Annotated in this window: 16 protein-coding genes; 13 read left to right on the top strand and 3 right to left on the bottom strand. The window is 66.8% G+C overall.

Annotated elements, in window-relative coordinates; all coding sequences use genetic code 11:
- Nucleotides 1-41: 41 nt before the first annotated feature.
- The 7 genes from HTUR_RS00520 (at nucleotide 42) to HTUR_RS00490 (ending at nucleotide 7605) form a co-directional block, all read left to right on the top strand.
- Entirely contained in the window at nucleotides 42-1898 is a 1857-nt protein-coding gene (locus HTUR_RS00520; RefSeq protein ID WP_012941337.1) for an SLC13 family permease, read from the top strand.
- A 116-nt stretch (nucleotides 1899-2014) separates the two neighbouring features.
- Nucleotides 2015-2398: a hypothetical protein gene (locus HTUR_RS00515; protein ID WP_012941336.1), complete on the top strand. Its 384-nt coding sequence runs from the start codon at nucleotides 2015-2017 to the stop codon at nucleotides 2396-2398.
- Nucleotides 2399-2518: 120 nt separating this feature from the next.
- Nucleotides 2519-3697 (top strand): inorganic phosphate transporter, encoded by a 1179-nt coding sequence (locus HTUR_RS00510; protein ID WP_012941335.1) that lies wholly within the window; start codon nucleotides 2519-2521, stop codon nucleotides 3695-3697.
- Between the two features lie 136 nt (nucleotides 3698-3833).
- Nucleotides 3834-4259, top strand: coding sequence for a universal stress protein (locus HTUR_RS00505; protein ID WP_012941334.1), 426 nt, complete (start codon nucleotides 3834-3836; stop codon nucleotides 4257-4259).
- A 161-nt stretch (nucleotides 4260-4420) separates the two neighbouring features.
- Entirely contained in the window at nucleotides 4421-5605 is a 1185-nt protein-coding gene (locus HTUR_RS00500) for an inorganic phosphate transporter (protein ID WP_012941333.1), read from the top strand.
- A 308-nt stretch (nucleotides 5606-5913) separates the two neighbouring features.
- Nucleotides 5914-6303 carry a ferredoxin Fer gene (fer, locus tag HTUR_RS00495; protein ID WP_012941332.1) on the top strand — a complete coding sequence of 130 codons (390 nt, stop codon included), beginning with the start codon at nucleotides 5914-5916 and terminating at the stop codon, nucleotides 6301-6303.
- Between the two features lie 252 nt (nucleotides 6304-6555).
- A complete protein-coding gene (locus HTUR_RS00490) occupies nucleotides 6556-7605 on the top strand; it encodes an A24 family peptidase (protein ID WP_012941331.1) in 1050 nt (349 codons plus the stop codon).
- Nucleotides 7606-8204: 599 nt separating this feature from the next.
- On the opposite strand, the gene HTUR_RS00485 is transcribed toward HTUR_RS00490, so the two are convergent.
- Both HTUR_RS00485 and HTUR_RS00480 read right to left on the bottom strand, forming a co-directional pair.
- Nucleotides 8205-8438, bottom strand: a complete 234-nt coding sequence (locus HTUR_RS00485) for a hypothetical protein (RefSeq protein WP_012941330.1) — start codon at nucleotides 8436-8438, stop codon at nucleotides 8205-8207.
- A gap of 101 nt (nucleotides 8439-8539) precedes the next feature.
- Nucleotides 8540-8959 carry an HIT family protein gene (locus tag HTUR_RS00480; protein WP_012941329.1) on the bottom strand — a complete coding sequence of 140 codons (420 nt, stop codon included), beginning with the start codon at nucleotides 8957-8959 and terminating at the stop codon, nucleotides 8540-8542.
- 607 nt (nucleotides 8960-9566) lie between these two features.
- Between HTUR_RS00480 and HTUR_RS00475 the strand changes: the two genes are divergently transcribed.
- The 3 genes from HTUR_RS00475 (at nucleotide 9567) to HTUR_RS00465 (ending at nucleotide 12112) form a co-directional block, all read left to right on the top strand.
- The gene (locus HTUR_RS00475) at nucleotides 9567-10553 is read left to right on the top strand and encodes a hypothetical protein (protein ID WP_012941327.1); all 987 of its coding nucleotides are present in this window, start codon (nucleotides 9567-9569) and stop codon (nucleotides 10551-10553) included.
- Nucleotides 10541-11221, top strand: coding sequence for an NTP transferase domain-containing protein (locus HTUR_RS00470; RefSeq protein WP_012941326.1), 681 nt, complete (start codon nucleotides 10541-10543; stop codon nucleotides 11219-11221). Before HTUR_RS00475 ends, HTUR_RS00470 begins: the two co-directional genes overlap by 13 nt.
- A gap of 189 nt (nucleotides 11222-11410) precedes the next feature.
- On the top strand, nucleotides 11411-12112 hold the full coding sequence (locus tag HTUR_RS00465) for a glycerophosphodiester phosphodiesterase (protein ID WP_012941325.1): 702 nt from the start codon (nucleotides 11411-11413) through the stop codon (nucleotides 12110-12112).
- An 84-nt stretch (nucleotides 12113-12196) separates the two neighbouring features.
- On the opposite strand, the gene HTUR_RS00460 is transcribed toward HTUR_RS00465, so the two are convergent.
- Nucleotides 12197-12877 (bottom strand): uracil-DNA glycosylase, encoded by a 681-nt coding sequence (locus tag HTUR_RS00460; RefSeq protein ID WP_012941324.1) that lies wholly within the window; start codon nucleotides 12875-12877, stop codon nucleotides 12197-12199.
- 95 nt (nucleotides 12878-12972) lie between these two features.
- Here HTUR_RS00460 and HTUR_RS00455 point away from each other — a divergent pair, with 95 nt between their 5' ends.
- The 3 genes from HTUR_RS00455 (at nucleotide 12973) to HTUR_RS00445 (ending at nucleotide 19207) form a co-directional block, all read left to right on the top strand.
- Complete coding sequence (locus HTUR_RS00455; protein ID WP_012941323.1) at nucleotides 12973-13215, top strand: hypothetical protein; 243 nt, start codon at nucleotides 12973-12975, stop codon at nucleotides 13213-13215.
- Between the two features lie 100 nt (nucleotides 13216-13315).
- Entirely contained in the window at nucleotides 13316-16522 is a 3207-nt protein-coding gene (gene ileS, locus HTUR_RS00450; protein ID WP_012941322.1) for an isoleucine--tRNA ligase, read from the top strand.
- A 567-nt stretch (nucleotides 16523-17089) separates the two neighbouring features.
- Nucleotides 17090-19207 (top strand): hypothetical protein, encoded by a 2118-nt coding sequence (locus HTUR_RS00445; protein WP_049941553.1) that lies wholly within the window; start codon nucleotides 17090-17092, stop codon nucleotides 19205-19207.

The raw sequence follows: 19207 nt of genomic DNA, 5'->3' as shown, positions 1-19207 counted from the left end.
GAGCTATTACGGCACGGGACGGCGTGGGCTGTGATATCTGGATGTCGGTTCCCGTCGCGCTCGCACAGGACCTCGCGACCCGGCCCGAACTGACGACGGACGTTCTCGTCGTCTTCGGTGTCGTCGCGGTCGCCCTCGCGTTGTTCGTCACCGAACGACTGCCGATCGACGTGACCGCGATCCTGCTGATCGTGATTCTGGTCGTCTTAGAACCGTGGACGGGGGTCGATCCCGAGACCGGCATCTCCGGGTTCGCCAACGAGGCGACGATCACGGTGCTGGCGATGCTGATCTTGAGCGGCGGCATCAGCCGAACGGGGCTCGTCCAGGAACTGGGACGGCGGATGGCGGCCTTCGCGGGCGACAGCCTCCGGAGGCAGCTATTCGCGACCGTCGCCGCGACCGCCCCGGTCTCCGGCTTCCTGAACAACACGCCGGTCGTCGCCCTACTAGTGCCGGTCGTCACCGACGTCGCCAACCGCGGGAACACCTCGCCCTCGAAGCTGCTGATTCCGCTGTCCTACGCCTCGCAGATCGGCGGGATGCTCACGCTCATCGGTACCTCGACGAACATCCTCGCGAGCGACATCAGCGCCCGCCTCGGTTCCGAGTACCCCGAACTCCATCGGTTCTCGATGTTCGAGTTCACGCGACTGGGGATCGTCGTGACCCTCGTCGGCTCGCTCTACCTGATCTTCGTCGGCCACTACCTCCTGCCCGAGCGCGTCCCGCCGCGGGCGGACTACCTCGAGGAGTACGACGTCGGGGACTACATCGCCGACGTCGCGGTGGTCCCCGGGTCGCCGCTTGTGGGGGAGACGGTCGGCGAGGCGACGGACAGGTTCGGCCCCGAGGTCGACGTCGTACAGGTCGTCCGCGACGCGGATCGCTCGGTCGCTCCCCGCCGAAGCACCCACCTCGCGGAGGGCGACGTCCTCGTCGTTCGAACGAACCGGGACGCGATCGCGACTCTCGAGGACGCCGAGGGCGTCGAACTCGTCGGTCGATCGGACTCCACCGCGACGCTGTCTCCCGACGGCGAGTCGGGGATCGTCACGGAACTGGTCGTCGCGCTGGACTCGCAACTGATCGGCGAACGCCTCGAGCCCGAGTCGTTTCGCGAGGAGTTCGGCGCCGCCGTCCTCGGCCTCCGGCGCCACGGCGCGCTCGTCGGCGATCGAATCGTCGGCCGCCGGCTCGACGTCGGCGACACGCTGCTCATCCAGGCGTCGCCCGACATGCTGGATCGACTCTCGCGGCGCGACGGCGTGATCGTCGCCCGCGAACCGCCACGGTCCGAGTACCGCGCCGATAAGGCGCCGGTCGCCGTCGCCATCATGATCGGGGTCGTCGCGATTGCGGCCCTCGAGATCTATCCGATCCTGATCACCGCGCTCGCCGGCGTCGTCGCGATGGTCGTCACCGATGTCCTCGACGCGAACGAGCTGTACGACGCCGTCGAATGGGACATCATCTTCCTGCTGGCCGGCGTGATCCCGCTGGGGGTCGCCCTCGAGCAGTCCGGCGCGGCGGCGCTGCTCGCGTTCGCGATCGTCGAAGTCGCAGAGGTGTTGCCGACGATCGCGGTCCTCTGGCTGTTCTACATGCTCACGGCGCTACTGACGAACGTGATCAGCAACAACGCCAGCGTCGTCCTCCTGATCCCGGTCGCGGCGGCCGCGGCGGCGGGCGTCGGTGCGAACCCGTTCGCGTTCGTCCTCGCCGTGACGTTCGCCGCCAGCACCGCCTTTCTGGGGCCGATCGGCTACCAGACGAACCTCTTCGTCTACGGACCCGGCGGCTACCGCTTTAGCGACTACGCCCGGATCGGCGCGCCGCTGCAGTTGCTGCTCTCGGTGGTGACCGTGCTCGGGATCGCTCTCTTCTGGGGCGTGTGATGCAGTTCCCCCAAAGTGATTTCACACGCTACCCTGAAATGACACTACGTTATGAGCGTCCGTGTGGATCGAGTCCGAAATCGACCCGTGACTACGCTGAAGAGGCCGACCGACCGATGAATCCGCGCCGTATCGACGCGATCATCGATCTCGCCTACGGTGCACTGATCTTCGTCTCGGTCGTGCTAATCGTCGTCGAGGGAACGCGGGTCGGGTTAGCGCTCGGGCTCGGCGTTCTCGTGTCGTACGCACTACACGTCATCTGGAAGATGGCCCGTTTCGATCCGGAGTGGATGACGCAGGAAGTCGAAGAGACGGTCGAAGAGGCCGTCGAACAGTCGATCGGCGAACAGGTCGATGCGGTCCAGCGACAGATCGAAACCGTCGACGAGCGCATCGACCGTCGTCCGCGCGAAGACGAGATCGAAGACCTCCTCGAGGAGACGGTCGCCGACGAATCGGTGGACAGCGGGGACGAGACCGGAGAGACGCCTCGGTAATCCTCGCAGCCGTACCGGTTTACCGACGTGGGCGCCACCGCACCCGACAACCCGTCGATTCTCGCGTCGTACACGACGGCACAACGAATATCTGAATCGACGTGAAAGCCGTATATCAGTATGGTGTCCGTGCTGCTGGTCGTGGGGATTCTCGTGGCCGTCTTCGTGGGCTACAACATCGGCGGAGCAACGACGGGGCCGGCGTTCGGTCCGGCCGTCGGTGCCGACGCCATCTCGAAGACGATGGCTGGCGTACTGATGACGGTGTTTTTCTTCGTCGGCGCGTGGACGATCGGCCGTCGCGTCGTCGAGACCCTCGGCGGTGATCTCGTGTACGACTCCGCCGTCTTCACGCTCGAGGCGAGCGTCGGTGTCCTCTTTTTCATCGGCATCGCACTGTTCATCGGCAACTTCTTCGGCGTCCCCGCATCGACGTCGATGACGGCCGTCGGTTCGATCGCCGGACTCGGACTCGCCGCCGGAGAACTCAACTGGGTCGTGATGGGGCAGATCGCTATCTGGTGGATCGTCTCTCCGTTTATCGGATTCTGGGTCTCGCTGATCATCGGCCGTTACTTCTACTCGTCGCTCAATCGCAGGGTCGCGATGGTGCGCAGTGAGGGCCCCCTGTACCGGATCGATCGGTCCCGCCGCGTTCCGATTCCGGTCCCGACCGAGACCACGAACCGGCGCGAGCTGGGGGGCGTGGCGATGGTGATCGTCATCGGCTGTCTGATGGCCTTCTCCTCCGGCACTTCGAACATCGCGAACGCGGTCGCTCCGCTCGTCGGTAGCGGCGAACTCGAGATGAATCCCGCCATCCTCATCGGCTGTGCCGCGGTCGGGATCGGCACGGTCACGATCGCACGGCGCACTCTCGAGACGATGGGGAACGAACTCACGGAACTGCCGCTGACGGCCGCGATCGTCACCGCGACGGTGAGCGCCTCGCTCGTTATCTTCCTCTCCGCGATCGGCATTCCCGCGAGTTTCGTCATCATCGCGACGATGTGTATCATCGGTCTCGGTTGGGGGCGGGCGACGCGTCCGATAACGGTGTCCGACGCCGTCCGGGGCGAGGAGTCGGCCCCGGTCTCGGTCGGCGCGCTGACCGCCGACGAGGAGGGCGAGGAGCTACCGGCGATCGGCGACGAGGAACCCGAACGGGTCCCCAGTGCGGCCGACCTCTTCGATCCGGCGACGACGGCCCGCGTCGTCCTCATGCAGAACGTCGTCCCGATGATCGCGACGCTCGGCGCGTACGCCACGTTTCGGTTCATTCCGATCTTCGGAATCTGATTCGACGACGATCGCGACGCCCACGCGCGTATAGACCTACGAACTCGTCAAGCGTGTCGACTGCGTCGGAACTCCGCGTCGTGTCGAGCGACCCGTCACCACCTGCGCTTATTTCCGTCGGCGTGGGAGGGCACGTATGATCACACGCGTTCTCGTTCCGATGGACGGCTCCGAGATGAGCGGACACGCCCTCGAGTACGCTCTCAAGGCCCATCCTGACGCCGAAATCACGGTGTTGACCGTCGTCGGAGAACCGTCGGCGCTGTGGGGCGAAGCGACGGGACTGGCGCTGGCCGACGACCTCGAGGAGATGGCCGACGACCACGCGGAAGCGGTGTTCGACCGCGCGCGCGAGCTCGTCGACGCGGCCGACAGTGACGCGACCCTCGAGACGGCGGTGGAGCTGGGACATCCGGTCCGGGCGATCCTCGAACGGGCCGACGAGTACGATACGATCGTCATCGGGAGTCACGGCGGGTCCGTGGCGGACCGCCTGTTCGTCGGTAACGTCGCGGAGAAGGTGGTTCGTCGGTCGCCGGTCCCGGTGACGGTCGTCCGGTGAGCGGCGCGGTCGGTCCGACAGTACGGCGACTACACACCGGTCGCCGAACGCCGTCGACGATCACACCTCCCGAGACCGGCGGATCCGCGCGGACCGCTGTCGCTCGCAACCCCGGAGACGAATGGGCGCGTTTTTAGTATCGGATCGCGTGACTACAGGACGTGAACGCGGAACCGCTGCTTATCGTCGGAATCCTCACTGCGATCTTCGTCGGCTACAACATCGGCGGCTCGACGACGGGACCGGCGTTCGGTCCGGCCGTCGGCGCGAACGTCATTACGAAGGTGATGGCCGCCGGCCTGATGTCGATCTTCTTCTTCGTCGGGGCCTACACTATCGGCCCGCAGGTCGTCACCACGCTCGGCGAGGAACTCGTCACCGACACCTCGATCTTCACGCTCCGCTCGAACGTCGCCGTCCTCTTCTTCATCGGCGGCGCGCTGTTCGTCGGCAACTACGCCGGCGTCCCGGCCTCGACGTCGATGACCGCCGTCGGCGCCATCGCCGCGCTCGGGCTGGCGACCGGCGAACTCGACTGGTCGGTGCTGGGCGAGATCGTCGTCTGGTGGATCGTCGCGCCGATCACCGGCTTCTGGGTCGCCGGTGTCGTCGGCCGGTACTTCTACCCGCGGATCAACGCCTGGGTCGCCATCGAGGGGAGTACGGACGGCGAGCCGATGATCTCGGTCGACCGATCGGGCGCCGTACCGCGGCTCCAGTTCGGGGCCGACGGCGACCGGCGGGAGGTCACCGGCGCGTTCGTCGTCGTCGGCATCGGCTGCCTGATGGGCTTTTCCTCGGGCACGAGCAACATCGCCAACGCGATCGCGCCGATCTACGGCACCGGCGACGTCGACATGGTGCCGCTGATCCTGATCGGCTCCGCGGCCGTCGCCGTCGGCTGTTTCACCATCGCCCGTCGGACGCTGGACACGCTCGGTAACGACATCACGAACCTGCCGCTGACGGCCGCGATCGTCGTCGCCGTCATCAGTTCGACCATCGTCGTCGGCCTCTCCGCGATCGGCATCCCCGCGAGTTTCGTCGTCATCGCGACGATGAGCATCGTCGGACTGGGCTGGGGGCGCGCGACGCGAACGACGACGCTGTCCGACGCCGCCCGCGGCGAGGAGACTCGGGTCTCCGTCGGCGCGCTCACCGCCGAACGGGAGGGCGAACAGTCGCCCGACATCGGCGAGGAGGAGCCCGAAGACATCCCGAAGGCGTCTGACCTCTTCGACCCCTCGACGACCGCCCGCGTCATCCTCATGCAGAACGTCGTCCCGCTCATCTCGACCGTCGGCGCGTTCATCACGTTCCGGTTCGTCCCGATATTCGGCTTTTAGCCGCGGCGTTCGACGACCGATCTCGATTCCATTTCGACGGTGGGCCTCGAGTCGACGCCACGTCGGCGGCGATCTGAGTCGCCGACGGCTCGTCGTTCGCTGCCACCAGTGTGCTAGTATATATAGAAAGCGGCAAACGATGTGAGAACTTGGAGAGTTGGTTGAAACGTTTCTTTTTCTCTCCCGGTTTCCGGGCCGTCGATCGACAGATATTGACATTCTTTCCTTCGAACTTGCCAATCCCGCGTCAAAGACAATTTAGGACTGAACAGCAAGCTATACCAGTGCGGGACGTGAATCACCGAGTGATGCCCACGGTAGAATACCTCAACTACGAAGTACTGGACGACCAGGGCTGGGACATGGACGACGACGACCTCTTCGAGCAGGCCGCAGACGCCGGCCTCGACGATGAGGACTACGGTACCCTCGACGTCGCCGAGGGCGAGTACATCCTCGAGGCCGCCGAGGCCCAGGGCTACGACTGGCCCTTCTCGTGCCGCGCAGGCGCCTGCGCGAACTGCGCAGCCATCGTCTTCGAGGGCGAGATCGACATGGACATGCAGCAGATCCTCTCGGACGAGGAAGTCGAGGAGAAGGACGTCCGACTGACCTGCATCGGTTCCGCAGAGACCGACGAGGTCAAGATCGTTTACAACGCCAAGCACCTCGACTACCTGCAGAACCGCGTCATCTAAGCCAGTCGTCGGCCCGAACGGGCCGAGTTGCAGACACGCAGGTTGCACCACCTGCGAACCGAATTTTTAGTGTGGCCGATCGCTCCGTACCTCGAGAGCCATCGATGGATGGCGGTGTCTCCCGTGCTTGGCTGCCGTCATCCGCTTCCGTCTGGCGTCCGTAGATCGATCCGCCCCGGGCTCGATCTCGAGTCCGACGGCTCCGGTGGGCAGCCGAAAGGATAACACTCCCCCGCTTCGAGAGGGGAATCTGTGACTCTCGCCGACGTCGCGACGACCCCCGATCTCCTGCGGCTCGTCGCCGTTCCCGTCTTCGCCTGGGTCGCCGTCCGCGACATCAAGACCAGGCGCGTCTCGAGTGCCGTCTGGATCCCCCTCTCGCTGCTCGGCGCCGTCCTGCTCGTCTGGGACGGCTGGCTCGCCTGGACGACGGGCGGGACCGCCTGGACCTACGACTTCCTCCTGCCGACGGCGGTCAGCCTGGGCTTCGTCGTCCCCATCGCCTACCTGTTCTGGTGGGTCGGCGGGATCGGCGGCGCGGACGCGAAGGCTTTGCTCGTATTGGCCCTGTTCTTCCCGGTCTACCCGGAGTACGCGATCGGTTCGCAGACGTTCCCCCTGACGACCATGCCCGTCGAGGCGTTCGCGTTTACCGTCCTGGTCAACACCGTCTTCATCGGCCTCGCCGCTCCGATCTTCCTCGCCGTCCGCAACGCCGTCGCCGGTCGGTTTACCGGCGTCATGTTCATCGGCTGGCCCGTCTCGTGGGACGCGGTCCCCGAGACCCACGGCCGTCTCCTCGAGACGCCCGACGGCCCCTCTCGGGGCGGACTCGACCTTGACGCCCTTCGGATGTACCTCCGCTGGCGCGGCCTGACGCTGGCCGACGTCCGCGACGACCCCGACCGCTACCGCGATCCGACGACCCTGCCCGACGAGCCCAACCCCCCGACCGACGGCGCCGTCACTGCGACGGTTCGGAGCGACGGTGGAGCGAGGCTCGAGGACGACGGCGAACTCGAGACCGACGCCGACGACGGAGACGGGCTCGAGACCGACTTCGATGACGACGATTTCGAGACATCGATCGACGACGACCCCTGGGGCGCCGCGGCCTTCCTCGAGGACATCGACGGCTCGGCCTACGGAACCCGGCCCGCCGAACTCCGGGAGGGCCTCGAGGTGCTCGCGACGAACGAAACGGTCTGGATCTCGCCGGGCACGCCGTTTCTCGTCCCGACGTTCCTCGGCCTGCTTGTCGCGCTGGGCTACGGGAATCTGTTCATCGGCCCGCTGCTTTGAGTGTCTCGAGCACGATTTCGTTTCGTCGTCCGAGAAGCGGCGCGTTCGACCGCTCGACAGACGAGCAAGTCTCGTCACCTGCGGTGGCGCGCGCTGTACCGCGGTGAACCGCAGCTCGACACTGCGCGAGGGATGAGTGAGGGAGCGGAGCGCGGCGCTTCGCGCCGCGGAACGGCGAACGGCACAGCCGTGAGCCAGCGAGCGAGCGAATCGGCTGGGGAGGGTGTGGCACCCCCCAGCTGCCACGATTAGCAGAGCGCGTCGTTTCGAACTCGGTTCTGAAGTGAAACCCAATCAATAATCGGTCTCCTCGAGTGAGTAGTGAACACGCCACTTACGCTGGCAACAGGGAATTCCACGTCCTCCCCAGCCGATTCGCTCACTTCGTTCGCTCATCCCTCGCGCAGTATCGCCGATCGCCCCTCGCGTCGCTCACGGGTCACACCGTTCCCCGTTTGCATCCGAGGTGCTCCCGTCGGTCGCACCTCGAGTCGCTCGGTCACGATCGACAGCGCGCGCCACTGCACATCGGTTCCGTCGTTCAGAGTGGAAGGAGAGTGAGATTCACCGGGTACGGATCAGCGACACTGACCGCTAACTCACGGCTCGTACACGAACCGCTCGTACAGCGGCACCAGCGCGGTCCAGAAGACGACGAAGACCGCGCCGACGCCGATGAGGACGAGCCACGGATCGCCCCGACCCGTCGGGAGCCCGGTCGCGAACAGCGCGAGCGTCCCCAGAAACAGGAACAGACAGACGACCACGCTCCCCACCTCGAGGGTCGTGGCGACGGGGTGGGCCCGGAACTGGGCGGCGATATCGGCGAGCATACGCCAGGGTTACGGGCGAGTGACAAAAGCGTCACGGCACGCTCGCCGCGGGCCGGACACCGTCGGCACTCTAGCGAGAACCCGCGGACCGGACCGCGGTCTCAGGCTCGAGACTCGATTTCGTCGGCGATCTCGTCGAGTCGGTCGTCGTCGATGTCCGCCTGACCGCCGAACATGGCGTGGATCGGGCCGCCGCCGTCGCCCTCGAACCGCGGGACGATGTGACAGTGGACGTGGGGCACTTCTTGGCCGGCTTCCTCGCCGTTGTTGAACGCGACCGTCGAGGCGTCGGCGTCGACGCTCTCCTCGACGGCGGGCACCAGCCGGTGGATCGTCGCGTAGAGGTCCTCGGCGACGTCGTCAGGGACGTCGTTCAGTCGCTCGTACTCGTCTTTCGGGATGACCAGCGTGTGCCCCGGCGCCAGGGGATTGGCGTCGAGGAAGGCGATCGTCGTCTCGTCTTCGTACACGACTCGAGCGGGGATCTCCCCCTCGACGATCTGGCTGAAGATCGTACTCATACGCGAGTGTGTGTCGGCCGGCTGTAAGAAGCTTACTCGCTGGCCCGCGGTCGAGATCGCCACCGCTCGGCGACCATCACCGCCCGCGAACAGTGTGAACTGGCGCAAAGTCCGGCTAACTGTGCTTACCTGTCGAGAATCGTGATGGACGATCGGGGCCGTTCAATATACCACACCGCCTCGGTGGGAGTGCCCAGCAGGGGCTGTCGCATCGCGCTGATGGGAACCTCGTGCTCCATCGCACGCCTGTACCGGACCGACACCGTCACACTGGTCACACCGGGCCGACCGCACGACCGTCGGCATCCACCACGTCACGCACCCAGACACACCACCGCCGGCGGTTTTTCGGCGACAATTGACCGACGAGCCACGAGACCGCGTTCGACTTGGCGCATACAGCGGACAGTCTCGAATTTACGACAGTCGGATCAAAAAGTTCGTCGTAAGTGGACAGTATACCTACATAGCGGCGGCAAGCTGCAAGTATTAATACTTTGATCACCCTATTCGTGGGTATCATTCGCACGGCGACCGAACGGAGCCACTGTGTCAGCACGCAGACCGAGACGCTACCGCTCGAGACGGGTGCACGGGTGACTGCGAGATGGTAGCGGTGCTGTACGCCATCGAGCGACCGTTCATGCGGAAGACGTTCGAGGCGATCGACCGGCACGTGGACGTCGAATCGGCGTTCGTCCCGGTCAGAGCGGACGCGCGCGGCTGTAGCGACCGGATCGCGGAGATCGAGGTCCGAGACCCCGGCGCGGTCGACGAGAACGTGCGAGCGATCGATCCGTCCGTCGTCGTCTACAACCATCGGTTCGGGATCGAGCGGTTCTCGTTTTACGAGGAGTACCCGCTCGTTCACGTGCGACACGGCGCGTCGATCGGTCGCGGGGAGATCGACGTCACGGCGAGGACGATGCTCGAGCACGTCGCCGCCGCCCTCGCGCCCGGCGAGCGGTGGGCCAGGGCCTATCGGGCCGCCGCGCCGCCCGACGTGACCGTGGCCGTCGTCGGCCTCCCGGAAGCCGACGCGCTGGTCGACGCGCCGCCGCCCCGCGAGCGCCGGGTGCTGTACGCGCCGACGAACTACATGGTCGGTCGCGGCGCGTACGCGAACACCGCCCGTTCGGTCGTCGAGTGCGTCGCCGATACCGAGTACGAACTGCTCTTTCGGCCCCACCCGACCGACAGACGCGAGGGCCCGGGGCTGGCCGTCACGCGCGAGTGCAGGGCCCGAATCGCCGAGCTACCGAACGTCGTCTTCGACGAGACCGTGACGCCGACCGAGAGCATGCGGCGGTCCGACATCCTCGTCTCGGACTACTCGGGGTCGATCGCCGAGTGGCTCCACACCGGACGGCCGCTCGTCCAGCTGACGGACATCGACGCGCCGGACCGCACGGTTCCGGAGATCGGCGTCACGACGGACGCGCTCGATCTCGCGCTGGTCGACGACCTCTACCGCAACGGGGAGCCCGCACCCGTCGCGCGCCGTCGCGAGTCGTGGCTCGAGGAGCTCGGAATTCCGATGGACGGCCGGGCCGGCGAACGCGCCGCCAGCGAGGTGCTGCGATGCGCGGCGTGATCCTCGCCGCGGGACGGGGCCGGCGGATGCGACCCTACACGGACGACGTTCCGAAGGCCTTCCTCGAGTTCGACGGCCGGACGCTGTACGATCGACAGCGCGATCTGCTCGAGCCGTACGTGGACGGGACGTGCGTCGTGCTGGGATACCGTCACGAGACCGTTCTCGAGCGGTACGATCCCGTCGACCCGATCGTCCTCGAGGGATGGGACCGGTACGAGAACGCCGCGTCGCTGCTCCTCGCGCTCGAGCGCATCGACGACGATCTGCTGGTAATGAACGGCGACGTCCTCCTCGACGAGCGGGTGCTCGGGCGGCTGTCCGGACAGTTCGGGGCCCTCGGCGGCCGTCTCAACCTCGTCGGGTGCGTTCCGGGGCTCCAGAGCACGGAGACGGCGATTCGGTGGGACGAGACGGGACGCGTCTCGGCGTACGGACTCATCGAGGGCCACCAGCACGCCGGTTTCGGCGTCGTGAGCCGCGAGCACCGAACGGCCGCGATGCGAATCCTGCGCGAACGGCTCGAGGACTGGTACCCCTGCGTCTACCCGCGGACGCCGACGCGGCCGCTGTTGATCCCGGCCGAGCGACACGTGGAGCTCAATCGACCAACCGACCTCGACCGACTGCGAGCGTGGCTCGCCTCCGACCGAATTCGGTGTGCGTGACCGCCACCGCCGCGTCTGATCGGCGACCGAACGCGGCGGAAGTCCGGCGCCGGTCGCGAGCCCGCGAGACGACCCCGCGCCGCGATTCGTCGCCACGCCGGTCAGCGTTCGATACATTCTGGACGATTGTCCGGAATGTCACAGCGGAACCAAAATGTTGATTGTCGGTGGGTGCCGGGACCCGGATAGATGGAGATAATCGGCCATCGCGGCTGTGCGGATCAGTTTCCGGAAAACACCCGTCTCGCAATTCGCGAAGCCGCTCGTCGGCTCCCCGCGGTCGAGATCGACGTTCGGCGGTGCGGTTCGGGTGAACTGGTGGTATTTCACGACGAAACCCTCGAGCGCGTCACCGGCGCGTCCGGCCGGGTCGCGGAGACGCCGTGGACCGAACTCCGTGACCTGACCGTCCTCGAGTCGGGCGAATCGATTCCCCGCCTCGAGACGGTCCTGCGGGCCGTCCCGGACGACGTCACCCTGCAACTCGAGCTGAAAGAACGGGGGATCGCCTCCGAAACGTTGCAGTCGGCGATGACGGCCGGAGCCGACGTCCGAATCTCGTCGTTTCTCCCCGAGGCGCTGGCCGAGATCGAGACGAACTATCTGGACGTCCCGAACGGACTGCTCTTCGGCGACGAACCCGAGGAGAATCTCTCGCGAGCGATCGAACTCGACTGTACGCACGTCTTCCCGCACTACGACCTCTGCGTCGAAACCGACGTCGTGTCCGCCGCCCGCGATCGCGGGTTCGACGTCATCGCGTGGAAGGCCGCGCGGACGACCGACGACGTCCGCGCGCTGCGCGAGGCCGGCGTCGACGGCGTGACCGCGGATCGGTGGGACGTCGCACCCGCTTCGCTCCGAGCGAGCGCCGAATCACAGCGGTCGTAGCGAGGCGACGGCCGTTCGGCGTCTCGGTAGCGGGCGATGACTGGTCGACGTCTCCGGTAGCGATGCGAGACCGCGGTCGGGGCGTTACTCGCCGACCTGACCACACAGTTCCTCGAGCGCCTCGCCGATCGCCGCGAGGTACTCGTCGGGTTCGTATCCCAGCCGGCCGATCCAGACGTCCTGGTACGACGGATGCAGGATCGGCAGGAGCGTCGTTTCGAGTCGCTCGCAGTCCACGGGCTCGAGGACGGCGTCGATGAAGCCCTCGAGGGTGTGGTCCTCGGCCGCGAGGACGCTCGTCGTGGCGTGTTTCCCGGTCGCGAGGACGACGTCGGGATCGACCGTCTCGATCTCGGTCAGCAGGTGGCCGCGGCAGTTCGTTCGCTCTTCGGGCGTCGGCTCCCGATTACTCGTCGGATCCGCCGGATCGGCTGGAAAACATTTCACCGCGTTCGTGTAGTAGGCGTCGTCACCGTAGCCGACCCGCTCGAGCATCCGGCGGATGCGCCGGCCGGAGTGACGGGAGGTGTATGCCTTGCCGGTCCAGTTACCGCCCTTCCAGCGGTCGGCGTCGGGATTGCCTGGACCAGGCGCCTCGCCGACGACCAGCACGCTGGCCTCGAGCGGGCCGGTCCCCCACGAGATGCACTCGCGGTGCTCGGCGAGCGCCGGACAGCGCTCGCAGCCGGGTTCGATGACGTTTCGCTCGGTCGGATAGGCCGGATCCGCGTTGGTGTCGGAAGGGGAGGGAGACACGTGCGTCACGTAGGCCGGCGTCGGGTTATGTCGCTCGGATTCCGCGGATTCTCGTCCCCCGCGAGCAGACAGATTTACCTACCCGCAGCGGTTCTCGGTAGGTAATGGGAACGGCAATTCCGGAACTCCTCGCAGAACTGCTCCCGCTGGTGGCCTACACGATCGCCGCGGGCGTCCTGACGATCGGCGGCTTCGCCGCCGAGTACGCGAGCATGCAACACGTCGGCGCGGGCGAGACGACGGTCGCGTTCTGGCTCGCGGCGATCGGCTGCGTCATGCTCTACGCCGGCGTCTACGGCCTCGGCTACCAGAAAGTGCTCGCGCGGTTGTTCGGCGTCGCAGAGTAACAGAGTAGCTGTTTTTCAACGGACCGACGGTCTCCAACCGAGCCACACGGCCGCCAGCAGGACCGATTCCCCTTTACTCTCGGAGTGAGATTGCACCCGTATGAGCAGATTCGGCGAGGTCGACGACCAGTACGATCCGCACGAACTCGAGGGGCGGATCTTCGACTACTGGGACGACGTCGACGCCTACGAGCAGACGGTCGAGCACCGATCCGACGGCGAGTCGTTCTTCTTCGTCGACGGGCCGCCGTACACGTCTGGGTCGGCGCACATGGGAACGACCTGGAACAAGTCGCTGAAGGACGTCTACCTGCGGTTCCTGCGGATGCAGGGGTACGACGTCACCGACCGGCCGGGCTACGACATGCACGGCCTGCCCATCGAGACCCGCGTCGAGGAGCGACTCGGCTTCGAGAACAAGAAGGACATCGAGGAGTTCGGCGAGGAGAACTTCATCCAGGAGTGTAAGGACTACGCCGACGAGCAACTCGAGGGGCTCCAGGAGGACTTCCAAGACTTCGGCGTCTGGATGGACTGGGACGACCCCTACCGGACGGTCGAACCGGAGTACATGGAGGCCGCCTGGTGGGGCTTTTCGAAGGCCGCCGACCGCGGGTTAGTCGAGAAGGGCCACCGCTCGATCTCCCAGTGTCCGCGCTGCGAGACCGCGATCGCGAACAACGAGGTCGAGTACGAGGACGTCGAGGACCCCTCGATCTACGTCAAGTTCGACCTCGAGGACCGCGAGGGCAAGATCGTCATCTGGACGACCACGCCGTGGACGGTTCCGGCGAACACGTTCGTCGCCGTTGACCCCGAAGGCGACTACGTCGGCGTCCGGGCCGAGAAGGACGGCGAGGAGGAACTGCTGTACGTCGCTGACGCGAAACACGAGGAGGTCCTCCGAGAGGGCCGCTACGACGACTACGAGGTCGTCGAGGAGCGCTCCGGCGAGGAGCTGATCGGCTGGTCCTACGAGCACCCGCTCGCCGAGGAGGTACCCGACCACGTCGACGTCGAGGGGGCGCTCGAGGTCTACGCCGCCGACTACGTCGACACCGACGGCGACGGCACGGGGCTCGTCCACTCCGCGCCCGGCCACGGTGAAGTGGACTTCGAGCGCGGCCGCGAACTCGGCTTCCCGATCTTCTGTCCCGTCGGCAGCGACGGCGTCTACACCGAGGAGGCCGGCACGTACGAGGGCCAGTTCGTCAAGGACGCCGATCCGGAGATCACCGACGACCTCGAGGACAACGGCGCGCTGCTCGCCTCGGGTACCGTCCACCACAGTTACGGCCACTGCTGGCGCTGTGACACGGGGATCCTCCAGATCGTCACCGACCAGTGGTTCATCACGATCACCGACGTCAAGGACGAACTGCTGGACAACATCGAGGACAGCGAGTGGCACCCCGAGTGGGCCCGCGACAACCGTTTCCGGGACTTCGTCGAGGAGGCCCCCGACTGGAACGTCTCCCGCCAGCGCTACTGGGGCATCCCGCTGCCCGTTTGGACGCCCGAGGACCGAGATGATGACGAGGACATGATCGTCATCGGCGACCGCGAGGAACTCGCCGATCGGGTCGATCAGGACGTCGACCCCGAGGACGTCGACCTCCACAAGGACACGGTCGACGACCTCACCATCACCGAGGACGGGACCACCTACACGCGCGTCCCCGACGTCTTCGACGTCTGGCTCGACTCCTCGGTCGCCTCCTGGGGCACGCTGAACTACCCCGAAGACGACAGCCGCTTCGACGAGCTCTGGCCCGCCGACTTCATCCTCGAGGCCCACGACCAGACGCGGGGCTGGTTCTGGTCCCAGCTGGGGATGAGCACCGCCGCGCTCGGCGAGAGCCCGTATCAGGAGGTGCTGATGCACGGCCACGCGCTGATGCCCGACGGCCGCGCGATGTCCAAGTCCAAGGACATCCTGATCGACCCCCACGAGGCCATCGACCGCCACGGCCGCGACGTCATGCGCATGTTCCTCCTGTCGAACAACCCGCAGGGCGAGGACATGCGCTTCGACTGGGACGGGATGCAGACGATGGAGAACCACCTCCGGACGCTGTGGAACGTCTTCCGGTTCCCGCTGCCCTACATGCGCTTAGACGAGTTCGATCCCACCGCAACCACTCTCGAGGACGTCGATTCGGACCTCGAACTCATCGACGAATGGGTGCTCGCCCGCCTCCAGTCCACGAAGGCCGAGATGACCGAGGCCTTCGAGGACCGCCGGCAGGACCGCGCGCTCGACGCCCTGATCGAGTTCGTCGTCGAGGACGTCTCGCGATTCTACGTGCAGGCCGTCCGCGAGCGCATGTGGGCCGAGGAGGACAGCGGCTCGAAGCGGGCCGCCTACGCGACGATCTATCAGGTCCTCCGGGAGAGCGTCGCCCTGCTCGCGCCGTACGCGCCGTTCATCAGCGAGGAAATCTACGGGACGCTGACCGGCGACGACGGGTTCGACACCGTCCACATGGAGGACTGGCCCGAGGTCGACGAGTACTGGCAGGACGAACAGCTCGAGGACGACGTCGCCATCCTCCGCGCGATCGAAGAGGCCGGCGCGAACGCCCGCCAGCAGGCCGGCCGCAAGCTGCGCTGGCCCGTCCCGCGGGTCGTCGTGGCTGCTGACGACGACCGCGTCGTCGAGGCCGTCGAGCGCCACACGCCGCTGCTCGAGGACCGACTCAACGCCCGCGAGATCGAGCTCGTCTCCGCGGAGGACCGCTGGGAAGAACTGCAGTACAGCGCCGAGGCCGACATGAGCGAACTCGGACCGGCTTTCGGCGACCGCGCCGGGCAGGTCATGAACGCGCTCAACGAGGCCCGCATCGACGAGCCGAGCCTCGAGGCGATCGAAGAGGCCGTTGCAGACGTGCTCGAGGAGGGCGAGGAGATCACCGACGAGATGGTCTCGTTCGTCACCCAGACGCCCGACGGCATCGCCGGCACCGCGTTCGGACTGAACGGCGACGATCGCGGCGTCGCCTACGTCGACGCCTCGCTGACCGACGACATCGAGAGCGAGGGCTACGCCCGCGAGGTCATCCGCCGCGTCCAGGAGATGCGCAAGGACCTCGATCTCGACGTCGAGGAACGGATCGCCCTGGATCTGGAGATCGACGACGACCGCGTCGCCGACCTCGTCGCCGAGCGCGAGGACCTGATCCGCGAGGAGGTCCGCGCCGACGAGATCGGCGAGATCGACGACGGCCACCGCAAGGAGTGGGAGGTCGAGGACGTGACGATGGAAATCGGGGTCGAGCCGCTGGCAGCGGCCGAAGCGTCGGATTAGCGTCCGTCGAACGGACTGAGACGGTTCGCAGGTCGTGAGGCGGAGCCGAACGATCTGCGCTTTTTGGTCCAGATGTTTGCGTGAGTGGTCGCGAACACCGTGAGCGACCCGAACGGAAAAAGGTGGGTGTCGAGATCGCGGTCGAGCCGCTGGCGGCCGCCGAGGCATCGGATTAGGTACCGCTGAGCATCTCGAGGGCTAAGCGAACGTGACGTCCTCGGAAGCGAATAGCACGGGACTGGAAGTCCCGCGAATCGTGCGAACGGGTGCTTCGCGCCCGTGAGCAGACGACGAACAAAGTGGCTCTCGGGGGGTCGTGCGATGAGGCGATGAGTGCTGACAGGTACGAGGCCACGATAGCAATAACGGAGGCGGTTCGAACGATCACCGTCATCGAGCGAGATGCAGACGGTAACAGACGAAACGCATCAATCGAAACGTGACCACTCACCGGACGACTGTTTGCACCGCGATTCCGCGGCGTGTTCTTTCAATGGTATCATTCATTTTCTGCTGACAGTATCTCTGCCACAAAAGTCATGGTGGCTGATTTACCAGCCGTAGGTAGTGACATCTCGAGCCGTCGTTCTCGTCATCGTGCTGGTACTACTCGGAACCGTTCCGGCCGGCATCGCCGGCGCCGGCGGGAGTCCGACAGCGAGCGATCCGGCGGCCGGTAGCGCCGGGGCGCTCGAGTCGACTGCTGTATCAACTGCTACCGCCGAATCGAGCGCCGCAACGAAGACCGACGCCGAGGCGGCCGCGATGGCCGAGGCGGACGATATCCTCCACCGGACGATCGAACTCCGGCACCTGCCCGACCGGCCGGACGTGTACGAGGCCGAGTTCACGTTCGATATCCCGGAGCCGATGAGCAGCCTGACGGTCGATCTCGAGGACGAGGCCGAGGTTCAGTCGACCGACGGATTCGAGGCGACCGACGAGGGGACCTACCGGTGGACCGGTGACGGCGAGGCGCCGTCGATCCGGGTCCGGCTCCCCGCCGACCGGACGGGAACCGGCGCTCGCGTCGACTCGAGCCGGAGCGGCTACAGCTTCGTCGATACCGGCGAGTGGGGCGTCGTTCCCGTGCCGGGCGTCAGCGTCTCCTACCGGCGGGAGGCCGACGTCAGCATCGGAATCGAGGAGACGGTGACCGTCGACGGACCGGGAGCGACCGGGGGCGATATCGCCGTCTTCGGACCGGTGACCGAGTACGAGCGGACCGAAAACGGCGAGACCATCAGACTGGTCGTCCCCGAGGCCGCCGACCTCCACGAGGACCCCGACGACATCCTCGAGGCGCTCGGCGACGCGAGCGATAGGCTCTCGATCGCGCCGAGCGACGAGGAGGTGTTCGTGGCCGCGGTTCCGAGCGACGCCGACTGGGGCTCGCGGGGCCTTCAGTACGGCGCGGCCGACGCGTGGGTCCGCGCCGACGCGCCGCTCTCCGAGGCGTCGAACGTCTGGCTCCACGAGTACGTCCACGTCCACCAGCGCTTCGCCAACGGCGAGGTCGGGTCTGACGCCGAGTGGCTCGTCGAGGGCGGAGCCGAGTACCACGCCGCCTCGCTCGCCTACGAGCAGGGGCTGATCTCGTTCAGCGAGTTCCGCGATCACGTCGAGCGCGGCGAGCGGTCGCCATACGCCGACGGCGTCCTCGCCGAACCGGAGACGTGGGGCCACGAGCGGACCGACTACACGAAGGGCGCGCTCGTCTACGGCGAACTCGACCGCCAGTTACGGGAGGCGACCGACGGCGATCGGCGCCTCGAGGATATCGTCCGAACGCTGAACGCGCAGGACGAGCGGGTGACGGCGGCCGACGTCCTGGCGGCGCTCGAGGCGGCGGGCGGGAACGAACTGCGAGCGAGCGCCGAGCGGTACGCGCACACGACGTCGACGCCCGAGATGTGGAGCTACTACGAACACCAGGCGACGTTCGGGCAGTCTCGCACCGCGACCACGTCGGGACTCGGCGACGAACCCGTCACGGTCGACGGCCGGGAGTGGGAGCGCTGGGATCGCGCGGCGCTCTCGGGGCCCGCTACCGAAATCGGCGCCGGGGACGTGCTGGCGGTGCCGGCCCGCGAGCGCGTCACCGTACCGGTCGCGCTCGAGAACGTCGACGACCGCGCGGGAACCGCCGACGCGACCCTGCAGGTCGACGGCGACGTCGTCGCGACCGAACGGCGAGTCCTTGAGGCCGGCGAGAGGGCGACGGCGACGCTCGTGTGGACGCCGGCGAAGCCGGGAATCTACGACGTTCGCGTCGGAGGCGACCGGCTGACCGTCTACGTTCGGTCGACGCCGAGCCTGACCGTCACCGACCTGCGGGTCGAACCCGCCGGCGTCGACCCCGGCGAGACGGTGACGGCGACCGCATCGGTCGCGACCGCCGACTCCCTCCCCGCGGCCGGACGCCTCGCGTTCCGGACCGCGTCGGGGACCGAACACGGTGAGCCGATCGCGCTCGCGCCGGGCGAGACCGGGAGCGTCGCGGCCGAACTGACGTTCGACGACGCCGGCGACTACGAGATCAGCGCCGGCGAGCGGACGGCGACGGTCTCCGTCGGCGGAATCAAATCGACGGTCGAATCGATGCCCGGCTTCGGTGTCGCGGCCGCGGCCGTCGCGCTCGGACTCGCGGTCGCGATCTCGACGGTCGGTCGGCGGCGCCACTGA

This window comes from Haloterrigena turkmenica DSM 5511, from assembly GCF_000025325.1.
Lineage (GTDB): Archaea > Halobacteriota > Halobacteria > Halobacteriales > Natrialbaceae > Haloterrigena > Haloterrigena turkmenica.
This window is presented reverse-complemented; position numbering and strand designations above follow the sequence as displayed.

Bases quoted from the DNA above. Each gene is read 5' to 3' on its own strand.
- HTUR_RS00520 (WP_012941337.1), top strand. From the start codon at position 42: ATGTCGGTTCCCGTCGCGCTCGCACAGGACCTCGCGACCCGGCCCGAA.
- HTUR_RS00515 (WP_012941336.1), top strand. From the start codon at position 2,015: ATGAATCCGCGCCGTATCGACGCGATCATCGATCTCGCCTACGGTGCA.
- HTUR_RS00510 (WP_012941335.1), top strand. From the start codon at position 2,519: ATGGTGTCCGTGCTGCTGGTCGTGGGGATTCTCGTGGCCGTCTTCGTG.
- HTUR_RS00505 (WP_012941334.1), top strand. From the start codon at position 3,834: ATGATCACACGCGTTCTCGTTCCGATGGACGGCTCCGAGATGAGCGGA.
- fer (WP_012941332.1), top strand. From the start codon at position 5,914: ATGCCCACGGTAGAATACCTCAACTACGAAGTACTGGACGACCAGGGC.
- HTUR_RS00485 (WP_012941330.1), bottom strand. From the start codon at position 8,438: ATGCTCGCCGATATCGCCGCCCAGTTCCGGGCCCACCCCGTCGCCACG.
- HTUR_RS00480 (WP_012941329.1), bottom strand. From the start codon at position 8,959: ATGAGTACGATCTTCAGCCAGATCGTCGAGGGGGAGATCCCCGCTCGA.
- HTUR_RS00475 (WP_012941327.1), top strand. From the start codon at position 9,567: ATGGTAGCGGTGCTGTACGCCATCGAGCGACCGTTCATGCGGAAGACG.
- HTUR_RS00470 (WP_012941326.1), top strand. From the start codon at position 10,541: ATGCGCGGCGTGATCCTCGCCGCGGGACGGGGCCGGCGGATGCGACCC.
- HTUR_RS00465 (WP_012941325.1), top strand. From the start codon at position 11,411: ATGGAGATAATCGGCCATCGCGGCTGTGCGGATCAGTTTCCGGAAAAC.
- HTUR_RS00455 (WP_012941323.1), top strand. From the start codon at position 12,973: ATGGGAACGGCAATTCCGGAACTCCTCGCAGAACTGCTCCCGCTGGTG.
- ileS (WP_012941322.1), top strand. From the start codon at position 13,316: ATGAGCAGATTCGGCGAGGTCGACGACCAGTACGATCCGCACGAACTC.